Here is an 18,464-nt window from a genome sequence, read left to right as displayed (position 1 = left end):
CATGACTTTTCCGCAGCGCTTCACCGACAAGGTCGTCCTGGTCACCGGTGCCGGCACCGGCCTCGGCGCCGAGATCGCCGTCCGGGCGGCCCAGGAGGGCGCCGACGTGGCGATCCACTACCGCAGCTCGGAGTCGGGCGCCCGCCGTACGGCCGAACGGGTCGAGGCCGAGGGGCGCCGCGCCTTCCTCGTCCAGGCCGACATCATCGAATGGGCGCAGATCTCCCGCATGGCCGGGGAGGTCTGGGGCCACTTCGGCCGGGTCGACGTGGCGATCAACAACGTCGGCGACATGGCCAGTGACCAGATGTCGTGGCGTGAGATCACCGAAGAGGCGATCGACCACACGCTCGCCGTCGACCTCAAGGGCACCCTGGTCTGCACCCACGAGTTCGGCTCCCGCATGCTCGAGCAGCCCGAAGGCGGCTCCATCGTCAACGTGGGTTCCACGGTCGTGGTCCGTGGCAGCGCACGGGCTCCGCAGTACGCGGCGGCCAAGTACGGCATCCTCGGCGTCACCAAGTCCTATGCCCAGGCCTTCGCCCCCAAGGTCCGGGTGAACACCTTCGCGCCCGGCTTCATGGAGACCGAGCGCATGCTCAGCCGTGAGGACTATAAGAACGGACGCGGCAAGCAGCTGCGAGAAATGACCCCTATGCACCACATCCCCAAGCCCGAAGAGGTCGCCGGCACCGCCCTCTTCCTCGCGACCATGGACGCCCAGCACATCACCGGCAGCTACTTCGTCGCTGACGGCGGCTACAACATGATCGGAGCCTGACATGCCCGAGCAGCGCATCCTCTTCCTCGACGGCAAGGTCTTCGACGGCTCCGGCGGCCCTGCCGTGCGGGCCGATGTGGTCGTCCGCGGCGAGAAGATCGAGGCGGTCGTCGTCGGTGGCGGCGTGCGGACGGAGCCGGGCGACCAGATCGTCGACTGCACCGGCAAGACCGTCATGCCGGGCATGATCGAGTCGCACTGCCACCTGACCTTCCCCTCGGCCGTCGGCCACCTCGACCCGTCCTTCAACCCGCCGATGGACGTCAGCTTCTTCCATCACCTGCCGTCGCCGGACGAGCTCCTCGAGATCGCGAAGCGCAACGCGCGCATCCTGCTCGACCAGGGCTTCACCAGCGCCTACTCGGCCGGCTCGCTGACCCCCGTGCCGACCGAGGTGATCCTCCGCGATCTGATCAAGGCCGGTGCCACGGCGGGACCGCGGCTGCGGGCCGCGTCGTTCGAGCGCGACAACAACCCGGTGAAGATGGGCCCCGACGGCCCGCGTGAGCAGGGCACGGGGCCGGACGCGGTGCGCTCGTTCATCCGCGAGCAGGCCGCGATCGGCTTCGACAGCGTCAAGCTGCTGCTGAGCAACGACGACGTCTTCTTCGAGGGCGGGTCGATGGTGACCCAGTACAGCCCCGAAGCGGCGAAGGCCGCCGGTGAGCAGGCGCGCGAGTCCGGCGTCTGGCTCAACTGCCACGCCCAGAACCCCGAGTCGATCAAGCTGGCGGTCACCAACGGCTTCCGCTCGATCTACCATTGCTCCTACGCCGACCAGGAAGCGATCGACCTGCTCGACGAGGCGAAGGACTCGATCTTCCTCTCGCCGGCCGTCGGCATCATGTGGGCCAACGTCCACGAAGGCGAGGAGTTCGGGATCGACGCCGCGATGGCCGAAACGATGGGATCGGTGAAGTCGCTCGAGGCGATGACGAGGCTCTACCCCGAGCTGCGCCGGCGCGGCCTGCGGGTGCTGCCGGGCGGTGACTACGGCTTCCCCAACAACCCGATGGGCCGCAACGCCCGCGACCTCGAGCTCTTCGTCGAGCTCTTCGGCTACAGCCCGCTCGAGGCGCTCAAGGCCGCCACCTTCTACGGAGGCCAGGTCCTGGAGCTCCCGGTCGGCCTCCTGGCGCCGGAGTACCTGGCCGACGTCCTCGTGGTGGACGGAGACCCGACGCAGGACGTGACGGTGCTGCAGAACGCCGCGAACCTCGCCGTGATCATGCAGGGCGGCCGGTTCCACAAGCGCGCCGAGCAGCTCACGCGCAGCGCGGCATGAGGCGGATCGAAGGCGTCGAGTACGGCGCCGTCCCGGGCTTCCGCCCGCTCGAACTCGACCTGTACCTGCCCGACGGGGAATCCACGGCGGGCGCCGTCGAGGTGCCGGTGATCGTCCATGTGCACGGCGGTGGGTGGCGGCTCGGTTCGCGCCGGCGCCCGCTGCCGCGCCTGGGCGCGGACTTCTACCCCGCGATGGTGCGGGCGGGTTTCGCGGTCGCGGCGATCGACTACCGGCTCAGCGGCGAGGCGCGCTACCCGGCCGCGGCCGACGACGTCCGCGCCGCCGTCGCGGGCGTCGCCGAGATCATGGCGTCCCACGGGGTCGGCGCGGGGCAGGTGTTCCTCTGGGGCGATTCGGCCGGCGGGCACCTCGCGCTGCTGGCCGCGCTGACCGGGCCCGCCGTGGCCGGGGTCGTCGCGTGGTTCCCGGTCACCGACCTGACCGCCATGCCCGACACCGTCGATCCCGGGACGCGCGAGGCGCTCTTCCTGGGGGCGCCCGCCGCAGACGTACCGGATCTCGCCCGTGAGGCCAGCCCGATCAGCCATGTGCGCGCCGATGCGCCGCCCATGCTGATCATGCACGGCGACAGCGACACCTTGGTGGCGACCACCCAGAGCGTCGACTTCGCCGCGGCCCTGACCGCGGCGGGAGGGTCCGCGGAGCTGGTGCTCGTGCCCGGCGCGAGCCACTTCTGGGACGGCGCCGAGGACGTGGCCGCCCTGCACCGGCGGTCGCTGGACTTCTTGCGGAAGATCGTCGAGTCGTGACCCGTCCGGTGATCCCGGGATTCAACCCGGACCCCAGCGTGGTGCGGGTCGGCGCCGACTACTACCTCGTCACCTCCTCGTTCGAGTACCTGCCGGGGCTGCCGGTCTACCACAGCACCGATCTCCGTGACTGGCGTCAGATCGGTCATGTGGCGACCAGGCCGGAGCAGGTCGACCTCGACCGGATTCCGACGCCCGGCGGGGTCTGGGCCCCGACGCTGCGCTACCGCGACGGCCTCTTCCACCTCATCGTCACCGTCTTCCTCGGCGGCCGGGGCTGCGTCGTCTTCACGGCGGCCGACCCGGCCGGCCCGTGGAGCGACGGCGTGCCCATCCCCGCCGTCGACGGGATCGACCCCGATCTCGCCTGGGACGACGACGGCACCGCGATCGTCACGTTCGCCCGCTATCCCGAGCCGATCCAGCAGGTCCGCGTCGACCTGGCGACCGGCCGGGCTCTCGGGCCGCCCCGTGCGGTCTGGGCGGGCAGCGGTCGCTACGCCCCCGAGGGCCCGCACCTGTACCGCCGTGGCGACTGGTGGTACCTGGTGGCGGCCGAAGGGGGCACGGACCGTGGCCACGCCGTCACGGTGGCCCGCGCCCGCAGGCCGGACGGGCCGTTCGAGAGCTGTCCGGGGAATCCGGTCCTCTCCGCCGCCGGCACCGGCTGGGAGGTGCAGAACCTCGGCCACGCCGACCTGGTCGAGACCGACTCGGGGACGGCGCTCGTCTGCCTCGGGGTCCGGCCGGTGGGCCTGGCGAAGTCGTTCTCGCCCCTGGGCCGTGAGACCTTCCTGGCCGACGTCGACTGGGCCGACGGCTGGCCGAGCGCGCGACTGGCCGAGGTGCCGCCGGGGCCCGCCGAGGAGGTGATCTACGACCTGGGCGCGCCGGACGTGCTGGCCGACCCGGTCTGGATCGCCGTGCGACAGCTGCCGACCGAGGTCGCCGCTCCCACGCCCGGTGGTCTCCTCCTCCGTCGGACCTCCGGTCACACGGGGCTGGACGGCCCGCGACCGGCCTTCGTCGGGCGTCGCCAGCGCCATCTCACGGCCGTGGTGAGCGGTGTCTTCGACGTCCGGGAGGGCCGCGGGGGCCTCGCGTTCCGCAACGCGGAGGACAACCTGGTGGCGCTCGAGGCCCGCGCCACCGGAACCGCGGTCGAGGTCGAGGCGCGGGTCGTGGTGGCGGGATTCGACCGGACCTGGCATGCCGCCCTGCCGTCCGGAGACGTCGAGCTCACCATCGCGATGGCGCCGCCGCCCGACGACTTCGCCGCCGGTGCGGTCGGGGGCGACCGGATCCGGTTGTCCGCCCGGGTGGCCGACGACGAAGTGACCCTCGCCGAGCTGGACGGCCGGCACTGGTGCTTCGAGACCGCCAAGGCGTTCACGGGCCGGGTCGTCGGGCCGTTCGCGGCCGAGGGCTCGGTTCTGGTCCGCCGGCTCCGGTACTCAGGGGGGCCTTGACGTTCCAATCAATGGAGCGGCCAGGTGACGCGGATCGCCGCGGCCGCGACGCTGCGAGGCATGCCGATTCATCCTGAGACCCTCCGTCGCTTCGCGTACATCGAGGGTGTGCCCAGCATGCAGGCCTTCTTCGAGGACCCCCGGTACGCCGAACGGCGGGCCGCGTTCGAGTCCTGGCCGAACTACGAGGTCCCCGACGTCGCGGTGCGCGCGGCGGAGGCGCCCGGACCGCACGGTCCCGTGCCGGTCCGGGTCTACGGCGAGCGTTCAGGGGCGGCCGGGCGGCCCGCCCTGGTCTGGATGCACGGCGGCGCCTTCATGATGGGCGACCTGGACATGCCCGAGGCGGACTGGACCTCGCGGGAGGTGGCGCAGCGTGCGGACGCGGTCGTGATCTCGGTCGACTACAGGCTGTGCCAGAACGGCGTGCACTACCCAGTGCCCCACGACGACGTCGTCGCCGCGGTGCGCTGGGTCCGCGAGAACGCGGCCGAGCTCGGCGTCGATCCCGCGTGGATCTCCGTCGGCGGGGCCAGCGCCGGGGCCAACCTCGCCGCGGGCGCCGCCCTGAAGCTGCGGGACGAGGACGACCGGCCCCCGGCCCACCTGATCTTCGCCTACGGCGTCGCCCATGCGGTCCTCCCGCCGCTCAGCCCCGAGATCGCCGAGCTGATGAACCACGTGCCCCAGGCGCTGCTCTTCCCGCCGGAGATGCACGGCTTCTTCAACCGCACCTATCTCGGCGGCCCGCTCAGCAAGGCCGACGGCTATGCCTTCCCGATCCTGGCCGACCTGCGAGGGATGTGCCCGACGCTGGTGCTCAACGCCGAGTACGACGATCTGAGGGTCTCTGGCGAGGCCTTCGCGGCGGCGCTCGCGGCCACGGGCGTGGACGTGCGCCAGGTGATGGTGCGCTCGGTGCTGCACGGCTACCTCAATCTCGCGGCCACGGTGGGGCCGACCGCCGCCGCGCTGGACCTGATCGCGGCCACGGTCGCCCGGCCCGTCCCGCTCGACGGCTGAGCGCGCCGACGGACCGGCCGTAGGACATCTTCATCCCCGCCGGGGCTCGGGTCGGCACCGCCTTCCCGGCCCTGGCCTGCACCTCTTCACGTCCCGAGCGCCGTCGGCGGCAAGGCCGCACTGGGGGCTCCCAGGGCCCGTGAAATGCCCTGTGCGGCGATCCTTGCCGCGTAGGTGAGCCGACGGGGCTGCGCCTCCCGTTCGGGGAGCAGCACGCCGATCGCGGCGACCGCTTCGTCCCGCTCGTCGAAGATCGGCGCCGCCACCGCCACCAGCGTCTCCAGCTCGGTGCGGCGGAAGATCGCCACCTGCTCCCGCCGGACCTCGGCGAGCGTGCGCCGCATCGCCGAGGCCGGGATCAGCCGCTTGTCCGGTTCGCTGTACAGCGGCCGCGCGAGCAGTTCGTCCTGCACCTCGGCCGGCGCGAAGGCGAGGAGCGCCAGCCCCATGCCCGTCGCGTGCAGCGGCATCTTGCCGCCGACCCGGTAGCGCACCTGGACAGCCCGGTGCGCCGACAGACGCTCGACCAGCGTCGCCTCCAGGCCGTCACGGACCGCTAGCTGTACATGTTGGCGCGTGACCGCTCCCAGGTCGCTCATGAAGGGCAGCGCGGTCTGGCGCAGGCCGTGACCGCGCGGGGCGAGCGAGGCGACCTCCAGGAGCCGCAGGCCGATCGAGTACCGGCCGGCTTCGTCTCGCTCGAGGGCACCCCACTCGAGCAGCCGATTCGCCAGCCGTAGCGTCGTGCTGACCGGAATGTTGCTGAGCCGGCTCAGCTCGCGCAAGGTCAAGTGCCGCCGTGTCGAGTTGAACGCCTCGAGCAGCGAAAGCGCCCGGTCGATCACCGGTTCTCCCTGCGGTGGCCGCTTCCCCCGACGCCGGGTGGAGGCTGTTGTGGTCTCGCTCACGGTGAACGCCTTTCGATGAAGCGTTTCATTCATTGGAAATCATTGCTGACTTGTGTGACTGGCGCCACTCATTGTTCTCCACAAGTCGGGCGAAGGCCCCGACCCGGACAACGCGAGAGGCTTCGATGATCGGCTTCACCTTCAAGCGTCTGGGAGTCAGCGCTCTGGCCCTGGCGGTGGCTGTCGTCTCGCTGACGGCGTGCGGCTCGACGGACAGCGCTGATCCTTCTTCGAGCGACACGCTCACCATCGGCTACGACTCCGACCCGGCGCCCCAGGGCTTCGACCCGCTCCTCTACGGCGCCGGCCAGCGGCTCTTCTACGAATCAACCTACCAATCGCTCTTCGCGGAGGGTGCCGACGGTCAGCCCGTCCCCGAGCTCGCCTCGAGCTTCAGCTACAACAAGGCCAAGACCCAGATGACGCTGAAGATCAGGTCCGGCGTCACTTTCACCGACGGCTCCGCGCTCACCGCCGAGCTGGTCAAGAAGAACCTCGACCGCCGCAGCGACGCCAAGCTCCAGGCCTACTCCGGCTTCGCCAAGGGCGGATCGACCGAGATCAAGAACGTCGAGGCCCCGAGCGCGGACACCGTGGTGCTCACCTTCACCGCCGCGCAGGGGTCGTTCCAGACGAACCTCATGGGCGTCGCCGGGACGATCGTCGGCGAGAAGGCGATCACCGACTCGAGCGTGCTCACCCAGGGCCCGGACGGCTCAGGCCCGTACAAGATGGACACCTCGGTCAAGGGCAGCAGCTACACGATGAGCCGCAAGCCCGGCACGGACGCGAGCGTCTACCCGTTCCAGAAGATCGTCTACAAGCCGTACCTTGACAAGAACGCCCGTCTGAACGCGCAGATCTCCGGCCAGACCGACGTGTCGCTCATCGACACGTCGACGCAGGAGACCGCGGCGTCCAACGGCGTCTCGCTGGTCAAGAACGGCGGCACGATGCTGGACCTGCTGGTCTTCGACAAGACCGGCGCGACCTCGAAGCCGTTCGGCAACAAGGACGTCCGCCTGGCGCTGAGCTACGCGATCGACCGGGAGTCCTTCGTCAAGACCGTGGCGAAGGGCGCCGAGCCGTCGGCGAACGCCTTCCCCAAGTCCTCGGCCGGCTTTGACGCCGCGTTGAACACCGAGTACGCGTTCGACGTCGCCAAGGCCAAGCAGGCGCTGGCCAAGGGGGGCTACCCGAACGGGTTCTCGTTCACCATCACCGCCAGCCCGACCATCCAGGCCTCGCTGGAGTTCCTGCAGAACCAGTTCAAGGCCATCGGCGTCGACATGAAGATCGAGGTCACCACCTCGACCGACAAGCTCTTCGCGGTGGTCAACACCCAGCCGCTGGGCTTCATCCCGTTGACCATGAGCAACGAGGTCGGCGTCACCGCAGGAGTTCTCGTGGGTGGCTTCGCGAACCCGCACAAAGCGCAGAGCCCGGTGATCGGTGCCGCGCTCGGTGCGGCGGCGAACTCCTCCGGCGCGGATGCCGCAGCCGCGCTGAAGAAGCTCAACGGCGCGCTGATCAACGAGGGCTGGCTGATCCCGGTCGCCGAGCAGTTCTCCTACGCCGGTTACGACCCCGAGGTGCTCCAGGCGCCGACCTACCCCGGCATCGACGGCTACCCGCTGCTGAGCTCGTTCAAGCCGGCCGCCTGACCGTTCCCGCCGGCCGGCCGACGATCCGGGGGATCGTCGGCCGACCGGCGGGGCTGCGCCCGGTGCAGTGATCCCCGAAAGGAACCGCATGTTCGCCTACCTCACCCGTCGTCTTGGGCTCGGCGTCGTCACCGTCCTGGTGGCGTCCGCTCTGAGCTTCCTCCTGGTACACGCCTCCGGCGGCAGCCCGGGAGCCATCACCGCCGGGCAAGGGGCGACCGCCGCCCAGATCGCGGCGGAGAACGTCCGGCTCGGCTGGGACCGTCCGCTCGTCGTCCAGTACCTGAGCTGGCTCGGGGATGCAATCCGCAGTGACTTCGGGGTCTCCTTGATCGACGGTCACGGCATCTGGCCGGACCTGCTGCATCGCATACCGGTCACCGCCTCGATGGCGATCTTCGCCACCCTGTTCAGCGGGATCCTGGGCATCGGGATCGGGGTCGCGGCGGCGGTGAACCGGGGCCGGCTCGATCGCGTGATCACGGTGGCCAGCGGGGTCATGCTCTCCCTGCCGCAGTTCTGGCTCGGCATCCTGCTGGTCTATGTCCTCGCGGTGAAGGCCGATCTCCTGCCCGCCACCGGCTATGTCGAGTTCACGGCCGCACCGACGCAGTACTTCCAAAGCCTGGCCCTCCCGGTGCTCGCGCTCGGGCTGACGGGAGCCGCGATCATCGCGCGCACGACCAGGGCCGGCATGGTCAACGCCCTCGAGCAGGAGCACATCCGGACCCTGCGGGCCCTCGGCACGCCGCTGTGGCGGATCCGCTACCTGCACGCGCTCCGCTTCGCGAGTGCTCCGGTGGTGTCGGTGCTCGGCATCCAGTTCATCGCCCTGTTCGGCGGCTCGGTCATCATCGAGCAGCTCTTCGCGCTCCCGGGTCTCGGCCAGGCCGCACAGACCGCGATCGACACCCACGACTTTCCCTCGGTCCAGGGCGTCGTCGTCATCGCGACCGCGGTGGTGGTCCTCACCAACCTGATCCTCGACCTCGTCCTCGCCGCCCTCGACCCGCAGGTACGTGCCGCATGAACACCTTCACCGAACCCGTCCAGCCGTCCGCGGCGCCCGAGCCGACGCCCGGCCGGCGCAAGCCGAAGGCCTCGCTCTACCGCCCCGGCACCCTGCTCGCGATCGCATGGCTGGTCCTGATCATGATCGCCTCGGCGACCGCGCGCGGGTGGGTGCCGTTCCCAGTCGACCACCAGGACCTCACCGACGCCCTGGCCGGCCCTTCGAGCCGGCACTGGCTCGGCACCGACGAACTGGGCCGCGACCTCTTCTCCCGGATCGTCACCAGTGGCTGGATCTCGATCGGCCCTGCGCTGCTGGCAGTGGCGGTGGCCTTCGGCGTCGGCGTGCCGATGGCGCTGCTCGCGGCCGAGCACGGGAGGAAGGTCGAATGGACCTGCAGCCGCATCGCCGAGCTGCTCCTGTCGCTGCCGACCACCGTGATCCTGCTCGCCTTCGTCGGCGCGGTGGGCATCCACGTCTGGGCCATCATGGCCGTCCTCGGGCTGCTGCTGGCCGCACCGGTGTACCGGATCCTGCTCGCGTTGGCCCAGTCGCTGCGCACCCGCCTCTATGTGGACGCGGCGAAGGTGAACGGCGTCGGCTCTCTCCTGGTGAACGTGCGCCACGTCCTGCCCGGCATGGCGACCACGATCGCCGTCCAGGCGGCACAGCTCTTCGCCCTCGGCATCCTGATCGAGGCCGGCCTCGCCTTCATGGGCTACGGGCCGGCCATCCCGGCGCCGAGCTGGGGCGGTCTCATCGGCGGCGCTCAGCAGCACATCTACGACGCCCCCTGGATGATGGTCCCCACCGGCGTCGTGCTCGCGCTGACCGTGATCGCGGCCAACCAGATCGCCGACGCCCTTTCCGGTGAGCGGGAACGGAACGCCCCCGTCCGCCGCCCCGCGCGACGGGCGGCCCGGCTTCCCGTACCGGCTCAGGCCGCCGGTGAGGCGTCCACCCGGGCCGAGGGAGCCCTGCTCGAGGTGCGTGATCTGCGCGTCGGCGTGGTGGAGGGGACGGAACTGGTCACCGGAGTCTCGGTGTCGGTCAGGTCCGGCACCGTCCTCGGCCTGGTCGGCGAGTCCGGATGCGGCAAGACGATGACCGCGCGGTCGCTGATGGGGCTGCTGCCCGACGGTGTCGAGGTCTGCGACGGCTCCATCCGCTTCCAGGGCCGGGAGCTGGTCGGGCTCTCCGACCGGCAGTACCAGGACGTCCGCGGGCGGGACATCGCGATGATCTCGCAGGAGCCGATGGTCGCGCTCGACCCGATGTTCACCATCGGCTATCAGCTCGTCCAGCCCATCCGCCGCTTCCGCGGGGTCGGCCGCGGCGAGGCCCGCCGCATCGCGCTCGACCTGCTCGCCCAGGTCGGCATCGTCGACCCCGCGCGGATCCTGCGCAGCCACCCGCACGCGCTGTCCGGCGGCATGGCCCAGCGCGTCTGCATCGCCCTCGCGCTCACCGGCTCGCCGAAGCTCCTGATCGCCGACGAGCCGACCACCGCCCTGGACGTGACGGTGCAGGCGGAGATCCTCAGCCTGCTGCGTTCACTGGTGCACAACACCGGCCTGTCGGTCGTCCTGGTCAGCCATGACCTCGGGGTGGTGGCGGACCTGTGCGACGACGTCGCCGTCATGTACGCCGGTCAGGTGCTCGAGTCCGGGACCGTGGCCGAGGTCCTGGACCAGGCCGCGCATCCCTACACGGGCGCGCTGATGAGCGCGAACCCCCACATCCCCCAGGGCGAGGCGGTCCCGGACCGGCTGCCGTCGATCCGGGGCACGGTGCCGGCGCCGAAGGACTGGCCCACCGGCTGCCGGTTCGCGAGCCGGTGTCCCCTCTCCACCCATGAATGCCACGAGCCGGTCGCGTTGGCGCCGGCGCACGGCGGCGGAACCGTCCGCTGCATTCATCCGCTGGTCCCGGCTCCCGCCACGGCCGGCCCGAACGAATCCGGAGTCGTCCGATGACCCAGCCGGCCCTCTCTGTGCGGGACCTCGTCGTCCACTACGGACGTCGCCGCGGCACGCCTCCCGCGATCAACGGGGTCGGTTTCGACATCGCGCCGGGCGAGACCCTCGGGCTGGTCGGTGAGTCCGGCTCCGGAAAGTCGACCATCGGCAAGGCGATCCTGGGACTCCAGGCGGCGAGTTCCGGGTCGATCACGTTGAACGGGACGGACATCACGACGGCCTCGCTGCGCCGGCGCCGGGTCAGCGCGGTCCACCTGCGCGCGGTCTTCCAGGACCCCTACTCCTCGCTCAACCCGACCCTGACCATCGGCCAGACCCTGGTGGAGCCGCTCCGGGTGCTGCGGGTCCCGAAGCAGGAGCAGTGGCTGCGGGCCCGAGACGCACTCGAGGCGGTCGGTCTCCCTGCCGACGCGATCGACCGCTACCCGGCGCGGCTCTCCGGCGGCCAGCGTCAGCGAGTGGCGATCGCCCGCGCCCTGGTCTGCGACCCGAAGGTGATCGTGCTCGACGAGCCCGTCAGCGCCCTCGACCTCTCGACCCAGGCGCAGGTACTGAACCTGCTCGCCGACCTGCGCGACCAGCGGCAGCTCGCGCTGCTCTTCATCGCGCACGACCTGGGCGTCGTCCGCTTCCTCTCCCAGCGGGTCGTGGTCCTCTACCGCGGCCAGGTGATGGAGGAGGGCGATGCCGAAGCGGTGACCCAGGACCCGCGGCACCCCTACACCGTGGCGCTGACGGCGGCCGCGCCCGTGCCTCACCCGGCGCAGCAGGCGCGCCGTCGCGCGGCGCGCGAGGCGCTGGGCATCGGCGCGGCCGGGACGGCCGCGGCGGCGCCGGCGGGCTGCCCTTTCGCGAACCGGTGCCCGCTCGCGGTGGACCGCTGCCGCACCGAGCGGCCGCCGCTCACCGGCACCGGCCACGCCTCCGCGGCCTGCCATCGCCTCGATGAGGCCGCCGCGCTCCGCGCATCCCGTTGACCCCGAACCACCTGAGGAGATCGCATGCACCAGTTCCCTGACGCCTTCCTGTGGGGCGTGGCCGGCGCCGGCCACCAGATCGAGGGCGACAACGTGACCAGCGACTGCTGGTTCGCCGAGAACGTGACACCGACCGTCTTCAAAGAACCGTCGGGCAAGGCGTGCGACGGCTGGAACCGTTGGCGCGAGGACGTCGACCTGGCCGTCGCCATGAACCTCAACGCCTACCGCTTCTCCGTCGAGTGGGCGCGCGTCGAGCCCGTCGAAGGCGAGTTCGACGCCGCCGCGCTGGCCCACTACGAGGCGATCGTCGACCATTGCCTCGAGCGAGGGCTGGCCCCGGTCGTCACGTTCCACCACTTCGTCGCGCCGCACTGGTTCGCCGCGCGCGGCGGCTGGCTGGACGCCCAGGCCCCGGAACGGTTCGCCCGCTTCTGCGATCGGGTCATGACGGCGTTCGGTGACCGGATCGCGGTGGCGGTGACGATGAACGAACCCAACCTGCCGCCGATGCTGGCCTGGGCCGGGCTGCCCGACTTCGTCCGGGACCTCGAGCGGGAGACGCTGGAGGCCTGCGCCCGGGCGGCCGGCGTCGAGCGCTACCGCCTCACCAACGTCACGATCGCCGAGGAGGCCGAGGCCCTGTTCGCGGGCCAGGCCGCAGGACACCGTGCGGCTCGCGCGGCGATCAAGGCGCGTCGCGCGGACCTTCCCGTGGGCCTGTCGATCGCGATGGTGGACGACCTCGTCCACGGTGCGGATCCCGGCCTCCGCGACCGCAAGCGCGCCGAGGTCTACCAGCCCTGGCTGGAGATCGCCCGCGAGGACGACTTCGTCGGCGTCCAGAACTACGAGCGGCATCACTACGACGCGACGGGTGCGGTGAACGCCGACGGCACGCCCGCCGAGGGCGGCGTGATGAACCGCACCGACCCGGCGTCGCTCGGCGGCTGCGCGCGGTACGCCCACGCGGTGAGCGGTGTGCCGATCCTGGTCACCGAGCACGGCATGCAGGCGGACGACGACACCGAGCGCGCCGCGTTCATCGAACCGTCGCTCGCGGGCCTGCAGCAGGCGATGGACTCCGGGATCCCGGTGCTCGGCTACTTCCACTGGACCCTGATGGACAACTTCGAGTGGATCTTCGGCTTCGGGCCCAAGTTCGGGCTGCACAGCGTCGACCCCATCACCTTCGAGCGCTCGCCGAAGCCGAGCGCGGGCCGCTACCGTGACCTGGTCGCGGAGCTGCGCCGTGGATGAGGTCTCCACCGTCCGCTTCGAGCATCGCGACGATCCGCTCGGCATCGCGGAGGACCGTCCGCGGCTCTCCTGGCAGATCACCGACCGGCGAGGCGGGCGCCAGGCCGCTTACGAGCTGGCCATCGGCGATGCGTTCTTCCATGTCGACTCGGCCGACTCCGTGCTGGTGCCGTGGCCCGCGACGCCGCTGGCGTCCCGCGAGGCGCGCGAGGTCCGGGTCCGCGTGATCGACGCCGACGGCGAGATCTCCGACTGGAGCGACCCCGTCAGCGTGGAACGCGGTCTCGTCGCCGACGACTGGGCGGCCGCGCTGATCGAGCCGGCCGGAGACGAGCGGGGGCCGGCGGCACTCCTGCGGCGCTCCTTCGTCGCCGACGGCGAGATCGCCCGTGCCCGCCTCTACATCACGGCGCACGGGCTCTACCTCGCCGAGCTCAACGGCGAGCGGGTCGGCGACGACGCCTTCGCCCCGGGGTGGACCAGCTACCGCCACCGGCTGCGCTACCAGACCTACGACGTCACCGCACAGGTGCGCGCCGGTGAGAACGCGATCGGGGTGCAGGTCGCCGACGGCTGGTGGCGGGGCCGGCTCGGGTTCGTGCCCGATCTGCGCGACACCTACGGCGGCTCGCTGGGGCTGCTCGCCCAACTCGAGATCGACTACGCCGACGGCCGGCGTCAGGTGGTCGCCACCGACGAGGGCTGGCGCTCCTCGACCGGGCCGATCCGGTCCGCCGATCTCTACGAGGGCGAGGTCCACGACGCGACGATGGCGCTCCCCGGCTGGTCGCGCCCCGGCTTCGACGACCACGGGTGGGACGGTGTGCGCCGAGGCGAGCGTGACCCGGCCACCCTGGTGGCGCCGTCGGGTCCGCCCGTCCGGGCGGTCGAGGAGCGCGTTCCGGTGGACACGATCACCACCCCGTCCGGCCGTACCGTCTTCGACTTCGGCCAGAACCTGGTGGGGCGGCTGCGCATCCGGGTGCGCGGCCGCCGCGGCGCGACCGTCACCCTGCGCCATGCCGAGGTGCTCGAGAACGGCGAGCTCGCGGTGCGGCCGCTGCGCACGGCCACGGCCACCGACCGGTACGTGCTCGCCGGGGACGCCGGCGGCGAGAGCTGGGAGCCGTCCTTCACCTTTCACGGCTTCCGCTACGCCGAGGTGAGCGGCGACCACGACGAACTCGAGGCGACGGCGGTCGTCTACCACTCGGACATGCGCCGGACCGGCTGGTTCGAGTGCTCCGACCCTTCGCTCAACCGGCTGCACGAGAACGTGGTGTGGGGGATGCGCGGCAACTTCCTCGACGTCCCCACCGACTGTCCGCAACGTGACGAGCGCCTGGGCTGGACCGGTGACATGCAGGTCTTCGCGCCCACCGCCGCCTACCTCTTCGACTGCGCCGGCCTGCTCACCTCCTGGCTGGACGATCTCGCCGCGGACCAGACGCCGGAGGGCGTCGTCCCGCTGTTCGTGCCGCGGATCGACCTCCCGGGCCCGTTCGCCGAGCCTGCTCCGACGGCCGGCTGGAGCGACGCCGCGGTGATCGTGCCCTGGGTGCTCTACCAGCGGTTCGGGGACGCGGGGCTGCTCCGCCGCCAGTACCCGAGCATGCGGGCCTGGGTCGACGGCCTGACCGCGTCCCTGGGGCCGGCCGGCCTCTTCGACAAGCCGGCGTTGCAGCTCGGCGACTGGCTCGACCCGGCGGCGCCGCCGGACGCGCCCTGGCAGGCCGAGACCGACTCGCACCTGGTGGCCACCGCCTACCGCGCGCACGTCGCCGGCCTGCTCGCCCGGATCGCCGAGGTGCTCGGCGAGGAGGCGGACGCCGCCAAGTACCACGAGCTCGCCGACGGGGTCCGGCAGGCGTTCCACGACGAGTACGTGACGCTGGGCGGCCGCATCGCCGCGTCCGGGCAGACCGGTTATGCCCTGGCGCTCGAGTTCGCCTTGCTGACCGACGCCGACCAGCGCGCGCGGGCGGCACGGCACCTCGTCCGGCTGGTGCGGGAGAAGGGCCACAAGGTCGCCACCGGCTTCCTCGGCACCCCGGTGATCTGCGACGCCCTCACCTCCGTGGGCGCGATCGACGACGCGTACCAGATGCTGACCCGGACCGAGTGCCCCTCCTGGCTGTATCCGGTGACGATGGGGGCCACCACGATCTGGGAGCGCTGGGACTCCATGCTTCCCGACGGTTCGATCAACCCCGGCGACATGACGTCGTTCAACCACTACGCCTTCGGCGCGGTGGCCGACTGGATGCACCGGGTGGTCGCCGGGCTCGGGCCAGCCGCGCCGGGGTACCGGTCGCTGCGGGTCGAGCCGCGGCCCGGGGGGCGGATCTCGTGGGCGCGCACCGCGCACCGCACTCCCTACGGCTTGGCCGAGGTCGCGTGGGAGCGGGCCGAGGGTGAGCTCCGCGTCGACGTCACCGTGCCGACCGGGTCGGTCGCGACGGTCGTCCTGCCGGGCCGGGAACCCCGGGAGGTCGAAGGCGGCTGCCATCGCTTCGTGGTGCCGCACCCGGGCCCGGCGGACGACGCCGAATGGCACCCGTCCCCGCCTTTTCCGCTCGACTAGATGCTCACCTGGGTCTTCGTGGATCCCGTGCGGGTGCGGGAGCCACGCTCGGAGGTGAAGTGACCACGGGGAACGGCCTCGGATTCGTCCCGGGGCCGTTTCTGCGTGGCGGGGATCATGCGCCTGAGCTGGGGGAATCGGGCGCACAGGTGTTGATCTTGGTCGGGGGTGGTCGCGGGGCGGTCGCCGGTTCCCGCTGTTCGCCGGCCATGGGCGGGCTAGGGTCGCGATGTGACGACGGCCAGCATCACCGCCCGCTCTGCGGACGGCCTTCGCGCCGAGATGACGGCCCAGCTCCAGGAGCGCCGCTGCATCAGCCGGCCCGAGGTGGCTGCGGCGTTCGCCACGGTGCCCACGGAGAGGTTCTGCCCCGAGGCCGATGTCACCGCGGTTTACTCCTATCTGGATGTGGTCCGGACCAAGTTCGGTGAGGACGGCCGCCGCACCACCTGGCGGACGTCTCGTCATCCCGCTCCTGTTCAAGACCGTCACCCGCTCCATCACGTTCGTCCGCGACGGTGACCACTGCACCGGCCTCGACCCCACCGTGTGCGGGTTCGTGTCGATGCAGGGCGCCGGAGCGCACCCGCCGCACGAGGCTGCGCTCGCCGATGGGGCGGTGACCCTCACGATCGAAGGGCCCCGACCTCGACGACGACGGCCCTGGCCGGTGGGAGTTCGGCGTCTACGGACACGGCGATGACGCAGCCGACCTCGCCCAGGCCCTCCACGACCATGTCCTCGTGTGGAACCGCGACCGCCGCGATGGCCCCGGACCGGACTTCACCCTCCATCCGGCCGGTGCCAGGGTCGCGGCACCGGCCGTCGGACGGTTGTTCCCCAAGGTGCACACGCAACCGGCCATGACCTGGAGGTGAACACCCACGCCCGAGAGCCCATGGGGGAGGAGAGAAGGCACGGTGCCGGTCTACCGAAGCGGGCTGACCGATAGCAGCCCCGGACACCCTGTGGCCGGCTCTGGTGCAGGCGGCTGAGTTCTCTTCGGTGGCCGCCCGAGCCGACCAGGTCGCTTCGCACGAGGGGCTCGCGCTGCTCGAGGACTCCCGGAGGTTCTTCCGCCACGGGCCTGCCCGGAGCGCCGGTGCCCTCACCGTTGAGGACGTTCGCCGGTACAGCGCTCCGCTCCGGCGGCTCACCGCGCCTGATCTTGCCGAATGGCTGGCCCGCTCGGCCGGTCGGGCCGAGAAGCTGATCGAGGGCTCCCCCGCGCGGTCGGCCGAGGCCCTGCGCGACGTCGAGATCTCCGCAGGCCCTCCGGCGGGTTCGTCTCCGCCCTGGACGATGATCTCCCGGCCGTCCCGATGCCGGCGGACCGGTGGCACTAAGAGATCTTCTCGACTCGCAGAATTCTCATTTCAGAAACCTAGCGCACTCGGTTTTTGTCGTGCATGCTGTCCTGACCCACCCCACCGTCCCCGCGGAGTCCGCAATGAGTGCGTCAGCCACCCCCGTACTGGGATCGAGCACAACGAGAGATTCAAGCCGTGACGACCTGCGGGATGACCTGCCCTCCATGCCGCGTGGGCTGATCACGGCCTTGGTGTTCGCAGCGTTCGGCATCTACTTGGCCACGCTCACCCCGACGATCGTCACCCTCGCCATCCGGATCTCCACCATCGCGCCCGAGAACAAGACCGCCGGCCTCGGGGTCGCGATCGGCGCCGGCGCGGTCCTCAGCCTGGTGGCGATGCCCCTCGCGGGCGCCCTGTCCGACCGGACCCGAAGCCGATTCGGCCGGCGTCGGCCCTGGCTGCTCGGCGGCACGGTCGTCGGACTCGCGGGCCTGACGGTGATCGGCCTTGCCGACAGCGTCCTGATGGTCGTGACCGGCTGGGCCATCGCTCAGGCCGGCTACAGCGCCGGCCTGGCCGGTTTCCTGGCTCTGATCCCCGAGCGAGTGCCGGGGAACCGACGTGCCAAGGTCTCTGGGTTGATCGGTTTCGCCACCGCGATCGCGGTGCTGATCGGCATCGCCGGCGCGAGCGAGCTGATCGCCCACCCGTTGGCCATGATGGCCGGACCCGGCGTGCTGGCGCTGGTCACGGCGGCTGTCCTCGCTGCGGTCGTGCGACGGGGCGAGCCGCCGGTCAGCGGCACCCCCGCCCCGCTGACCGGCCGGGAGGTCGCCGGGATGTTCGTGGTCGACCCGCGCAGGTATCCCGACTTCGGGTGGACCTGGCTCAGCCGGCTGTTCGTGGGCCTGGGTATGGCCGGGTTGACGACATACGCCACCTACTTCCTCACCGACCAGGTCGGCTTCAGCCTTGAGGACGCCACCGCCCGGTACGCCACCGCCACCGCCATCACCACGCCGTTGGCCCTGGTGTGCTTCCTGGTGGCGGGCGTCATCTCCGACAAGCTCGGCAGGCGCAAGCCGTTCCTGATCGCCGCGTCGCTCGCCGTCGCCGCAGCGTTGGCGCTCGCCGCCGTGACCCACACCTTCGCCCTGTTCCTGGCCGTCATGGCGTTGTTCACGATCGGCCAGTCGTTCTTCTTCACCGTCGACATCGCCCTGGCCGCCGACGTCATCCCGGACCGGGGACAGGCCGCCAAGGGCATGTCGGTCTACCAGGTCGCCTGCAACGCGCCGAACTCCTTGATCGGCGGCGTGGGCGGTGCCCTGCTCGCCGTTGGAGGCGGCGGCAACTATCCCTTGTTGTTCGGCACCTGCGTGGCCATCGTCCTGATCGGTGGTCTGCTGGTGCTTCGGGTCCGGAGCGTTCGCTGA

General features: G+C 71.3%; 15 protein-coding genes. 13 read left to right on the top strand and 2 right to left on the bottom strand.

From position 1 onward, the window contains the following. Position 1 precedes the first annotated feature (1 nt). From EDD29_RS25895 to EDD29_RS25875, 5 genes are read left to right on the top strand one after another with little or no spacing between them, the layout of a single operon-like run. On the top strand, positions 2-781 hold the full coding sequence (locus EDD29_RS25895; RefSeq protein WP_123666896.1) for an SDR family NAD(P)-dependent oxidoreductase: 780 nt from the start codon (positions 2-4) through the stop codon (positions 779-781). A 1-nt stretch (position 782) separates the two neighbouring features. Next, entirely contained in the window at positions 783-2,066 is a 1,284-nt protein-coding gene (locus EDD29_RS25890; RefSeq protein WP_123666895.1) for an amidohydrolase family protein, read from the top strand. After that, positions 2,063-2,839: an alpha/beta hydrolase gene (locus tag EDD29_RS25885; RefSeq protein WP_123666894.1), complete on the top strand. Its 777-nt coding sequence runs from the start codon at positions 2,063-2,065 to the stop codon at positions 2,837-2,839. Before EDD29_RS25890 ends, EDD29_RS25885 begins: the two co-directional genes overlap by 4 nt. Then, positions 2,836-4,308, top strand: coding sequence for a glycoside hydrolase family 43 protein (locus EDD29_RS25880; RefSeq protein ID WP_123666893.1), 1,473 nt, complete (start codon positions 2,836-2,838; stop codon positions 4,306-4,308). Before EDD29_RS25885 ends, EDD29_RS25880 begins: the two co-directional genes overlap by 4 nt. A 60-nt stretch (positions 4,309-4,368) precedes the next feature. Continuing rightward, the gene (locus tag EDD29_RS25875) at positions 4,369-5,331 is read left to right on the top strand and encodes an alpha/beta hydrolase (RefSeq protein WP_123670684.1); all 963 of its coding nucleotides are present in this window, start codon (positions 4,369-4,371) and stop codon (positions 5,329-5,331) included. Between the two features lie 86 nt (positions 5,332-5,417). Here the strand turns inward: EDD29_RS25875 and EDD29_RS25870 are convergent, their stop codons facing one another. Next, positions 5,418-6,176, bottom strand: coding sequence for an IclR family transcriptional regulator (locus tag EDD29_RS25870; RefSeq protein ID WP_246053013.1), 759 nt, complete (start codon positions 6,174-6,176; stop codon positions 5,418-5,420). Positions 6,177-6,364: 188 nt separating this feature from the next. Between EDD29_RS25870 and EDD29_RS25865 the strand changes: the two genes are divergently transcribed. The 7 genes from EDD29_RS25865 (at position 6,365) to EDD29_RS25835 (ending at position 16,237) form a co-directional block, all read left to right on the top strand. Then, the gene (locus tag EDD29_RS25865; RefSeq protein ID WP_123666891.1) at positions 6,365-7,903 is read left to right on the top strand and encodes an ABC transporter substrate-binding protein; all 1,539 of its coding nucleotides are present in this window, start codon (positions 6,365-6,367) and stop codon (positions 7,901-7,903) included. An 88-nt stretch (positions 7,904-7,991) separates the two neighbouring features. After that, a complete protein-coding gene (locus tag EDD29_RS25860) occupies positions 7,992-8,933 on the top strand; it encodes an ABC transporter permease (protein WP_123666890.1) in 942 nt (313 codons plus the stop codon). Next, a complete protein-coding gene (locus EDD29_RS25855; RefSeq protein ID WP_123666889.1) occupies positions 8,930-10,891 on the top strand; it encodes a dipeptide/oligopeptide/nickel ABC transporter permease/ATP-binding protein in 1,962 nt (653 codons plus the stop codon). Before EDD29_RS25860 ends, EDD29_RS25855 begins: the two co-directional genes overlap by 4 nt. Further along, positions 10,888-11,871, top strand: coding sequence for an ABC transporter ATP-binding protein (locus tag EDD29_RS25850; RefSeq protein ID WP_123666888.1), 984 nt, complete (start codon positions 10,888-10,890; stop codon positions 11,869-11,871). Before EDD29_RS25855 ends, EDD29_RS25850 begins: the two co-directional genes overlap by 4 nt. 24 nt (positions 11,872-11,895) lie before the next feature. Then, entirely contained in the window at positions 11,896-13,131 is a 1,236-nt protein-coding gene (locus tag EDD29_RS25845; protein ID WP_123666887.1) for a family 1 glycosylhydrolase, read from the top strand. After that, the gene (locus tag EDD29_RS25840; protein WP_123666886.1) at positions 13,124-15,715 is read left to right on the top strand and encodes a glycoside hydrolase family 78 protein; all 2,592 of its coding nucleotides are present in this window, start codon (positions 13,124-13,126) and stop codon (positions 15,713-15,715) included. Before EDD29_RS25845 ends, EDD29_RS25840 begins: the two co-directional genes overlap by 8 nt. A gap of 231 nt (positions 15,716-15,946) precedes the next feature. Next, on the top strand, positions 15,947-16,237 hold the full coding sequence (locus EDD29_RS25835; protein ID WP_123666885.1) for a hypothetical protein: 291 nt from the start codon (positions 15,947-15,949) through the stop codon (positions 16,235-16,237). 104 nt (positions 16,238-16,341) lie between these two features. Here the strand turns inward: EDD29_RS25835 and EDD29_RS45725 are convergent, their stop codons facing one another. Beyond that, on the bottom strand, positions 16,342-16,509 hold the full coding sequence (locus tag EDD29_RS45725) for a hypothetical protein (protein ID WP_170201574.1): 168 nt from the start codon (positions 16,507-16,509) through the stop codon (positions 16,342-16,344). A gap of 740 nt (positions 16,510-17,249) precedes the next feature. Here EDD29_RS45725 and EDD29_RS25830 point away from each other — a divergent pair. Beyond that, entirely contained in the window at positions 17,250-18,464 is a 1,215-nt protein-coding gene (locus tag EDD29_RS25830) for an MFS transporter (protein ID WP_170201573.1), read from the top strand.

Source organism: Actinocorallia herbida, from assembly GCF_003751225.1.
GTDB lineage: Bacteria > Actinomycetota > Actinomycetes > Streptosporangiales > Streptosporangiaceae > Actinocorallia > Actinocorallia herbida.
The sequence above is the reverse complement of the archived record's forward strand: the minus strand, read 5'-3'. Positions and strand labels throughout refer to the sequence as shown.

What these genes read in the sequence shown, in the direction of transcription:
- EDD29_RS25895 (WP_123666896.1), top strand. Translation starts at nt 2, where the DNA reads ATGACTTTTCCGCAGCGCTTCACCGACAAGGTCGTCCTGGTCACCGGT.
- EDD29_RS25890 (WP_123666895.1), top strand. Translation starts at nt 783, where the DNA reads ATGCCCGAGCAGCGCATCCTCTTCCTCGACGGCAAGGTCTTCGACGGC.
- EDD29_RS25885 (WP_123666894.1), top strand. Translation starts at nt 2,063, where the DNA reads ATGAGGCGGATCGAAGGCGTCGAGTACGGCGCCGTCCCGGGCTTCCGC.
- EDD29_RS25875 (WP_123670684.1), top strand. Translation starts at nt 4,369, where the DNA reads ATGCCGATTCATCCTGAGACCCTCCGTCGCTTCGCGTACATCGAGGGT.
- EDD29_RS25865 (WP_123666891.1), top strand. Translation starts at nt 6,365, where the DNA reads ATGATCGGCTTCACCTTCAAGCGTCTGGGAGTCAGCGCTCTGGCCCTG.
- EDD29_RS25860 (WP_123666890.1), top strand. Translation starts at nt 7,992, where the DNA reads ATGTTCGCCTACCTCACCCGTCGTCTTGGGCTCGGCGTCGTCACCGTC.
- EDD29_RS25855 (WP_123666889.1), top strand. Translation starts at nt 8,930, where the DNA reads ATGAACACCTTCACCGAACCCGTCCAGCCGTCCGCGGCGCCCGAGCCG.
- EDD29_RS25850 (WP_123666888.1), top strand. Translation starts at nt 10,888, where the DNA reads ATGACCCAGCCGGCCCTCTCTGTGCGGGACCTCGTCGTCCACTACGGA.
- EDD29_RS25845 (WP_123666887.1), top strand. Translation starts at nt 11,896, where the DNA reads ATGCACCAGTTCCCTGACGCCTTCCTGTGGGGCGTGGCCGGCGCCGGC.
- EDD29_RS45725 (WP_170201574.1), bottom strand. Translation starts at nt 16,509, where the DNA reads ATGGAGGGTGAAGTCCGGTCCGGGGCCATCGCGGCGGTCGCGGTTCCA.
- EDD29_RS25830 (WP_170201573.1), top strand. Translation starts at nt 17,250, where the DNA reads ATGCCGCGTGGGCTGATCACGGCCTTGGTGTTCGCAGCGTTCGGCATC.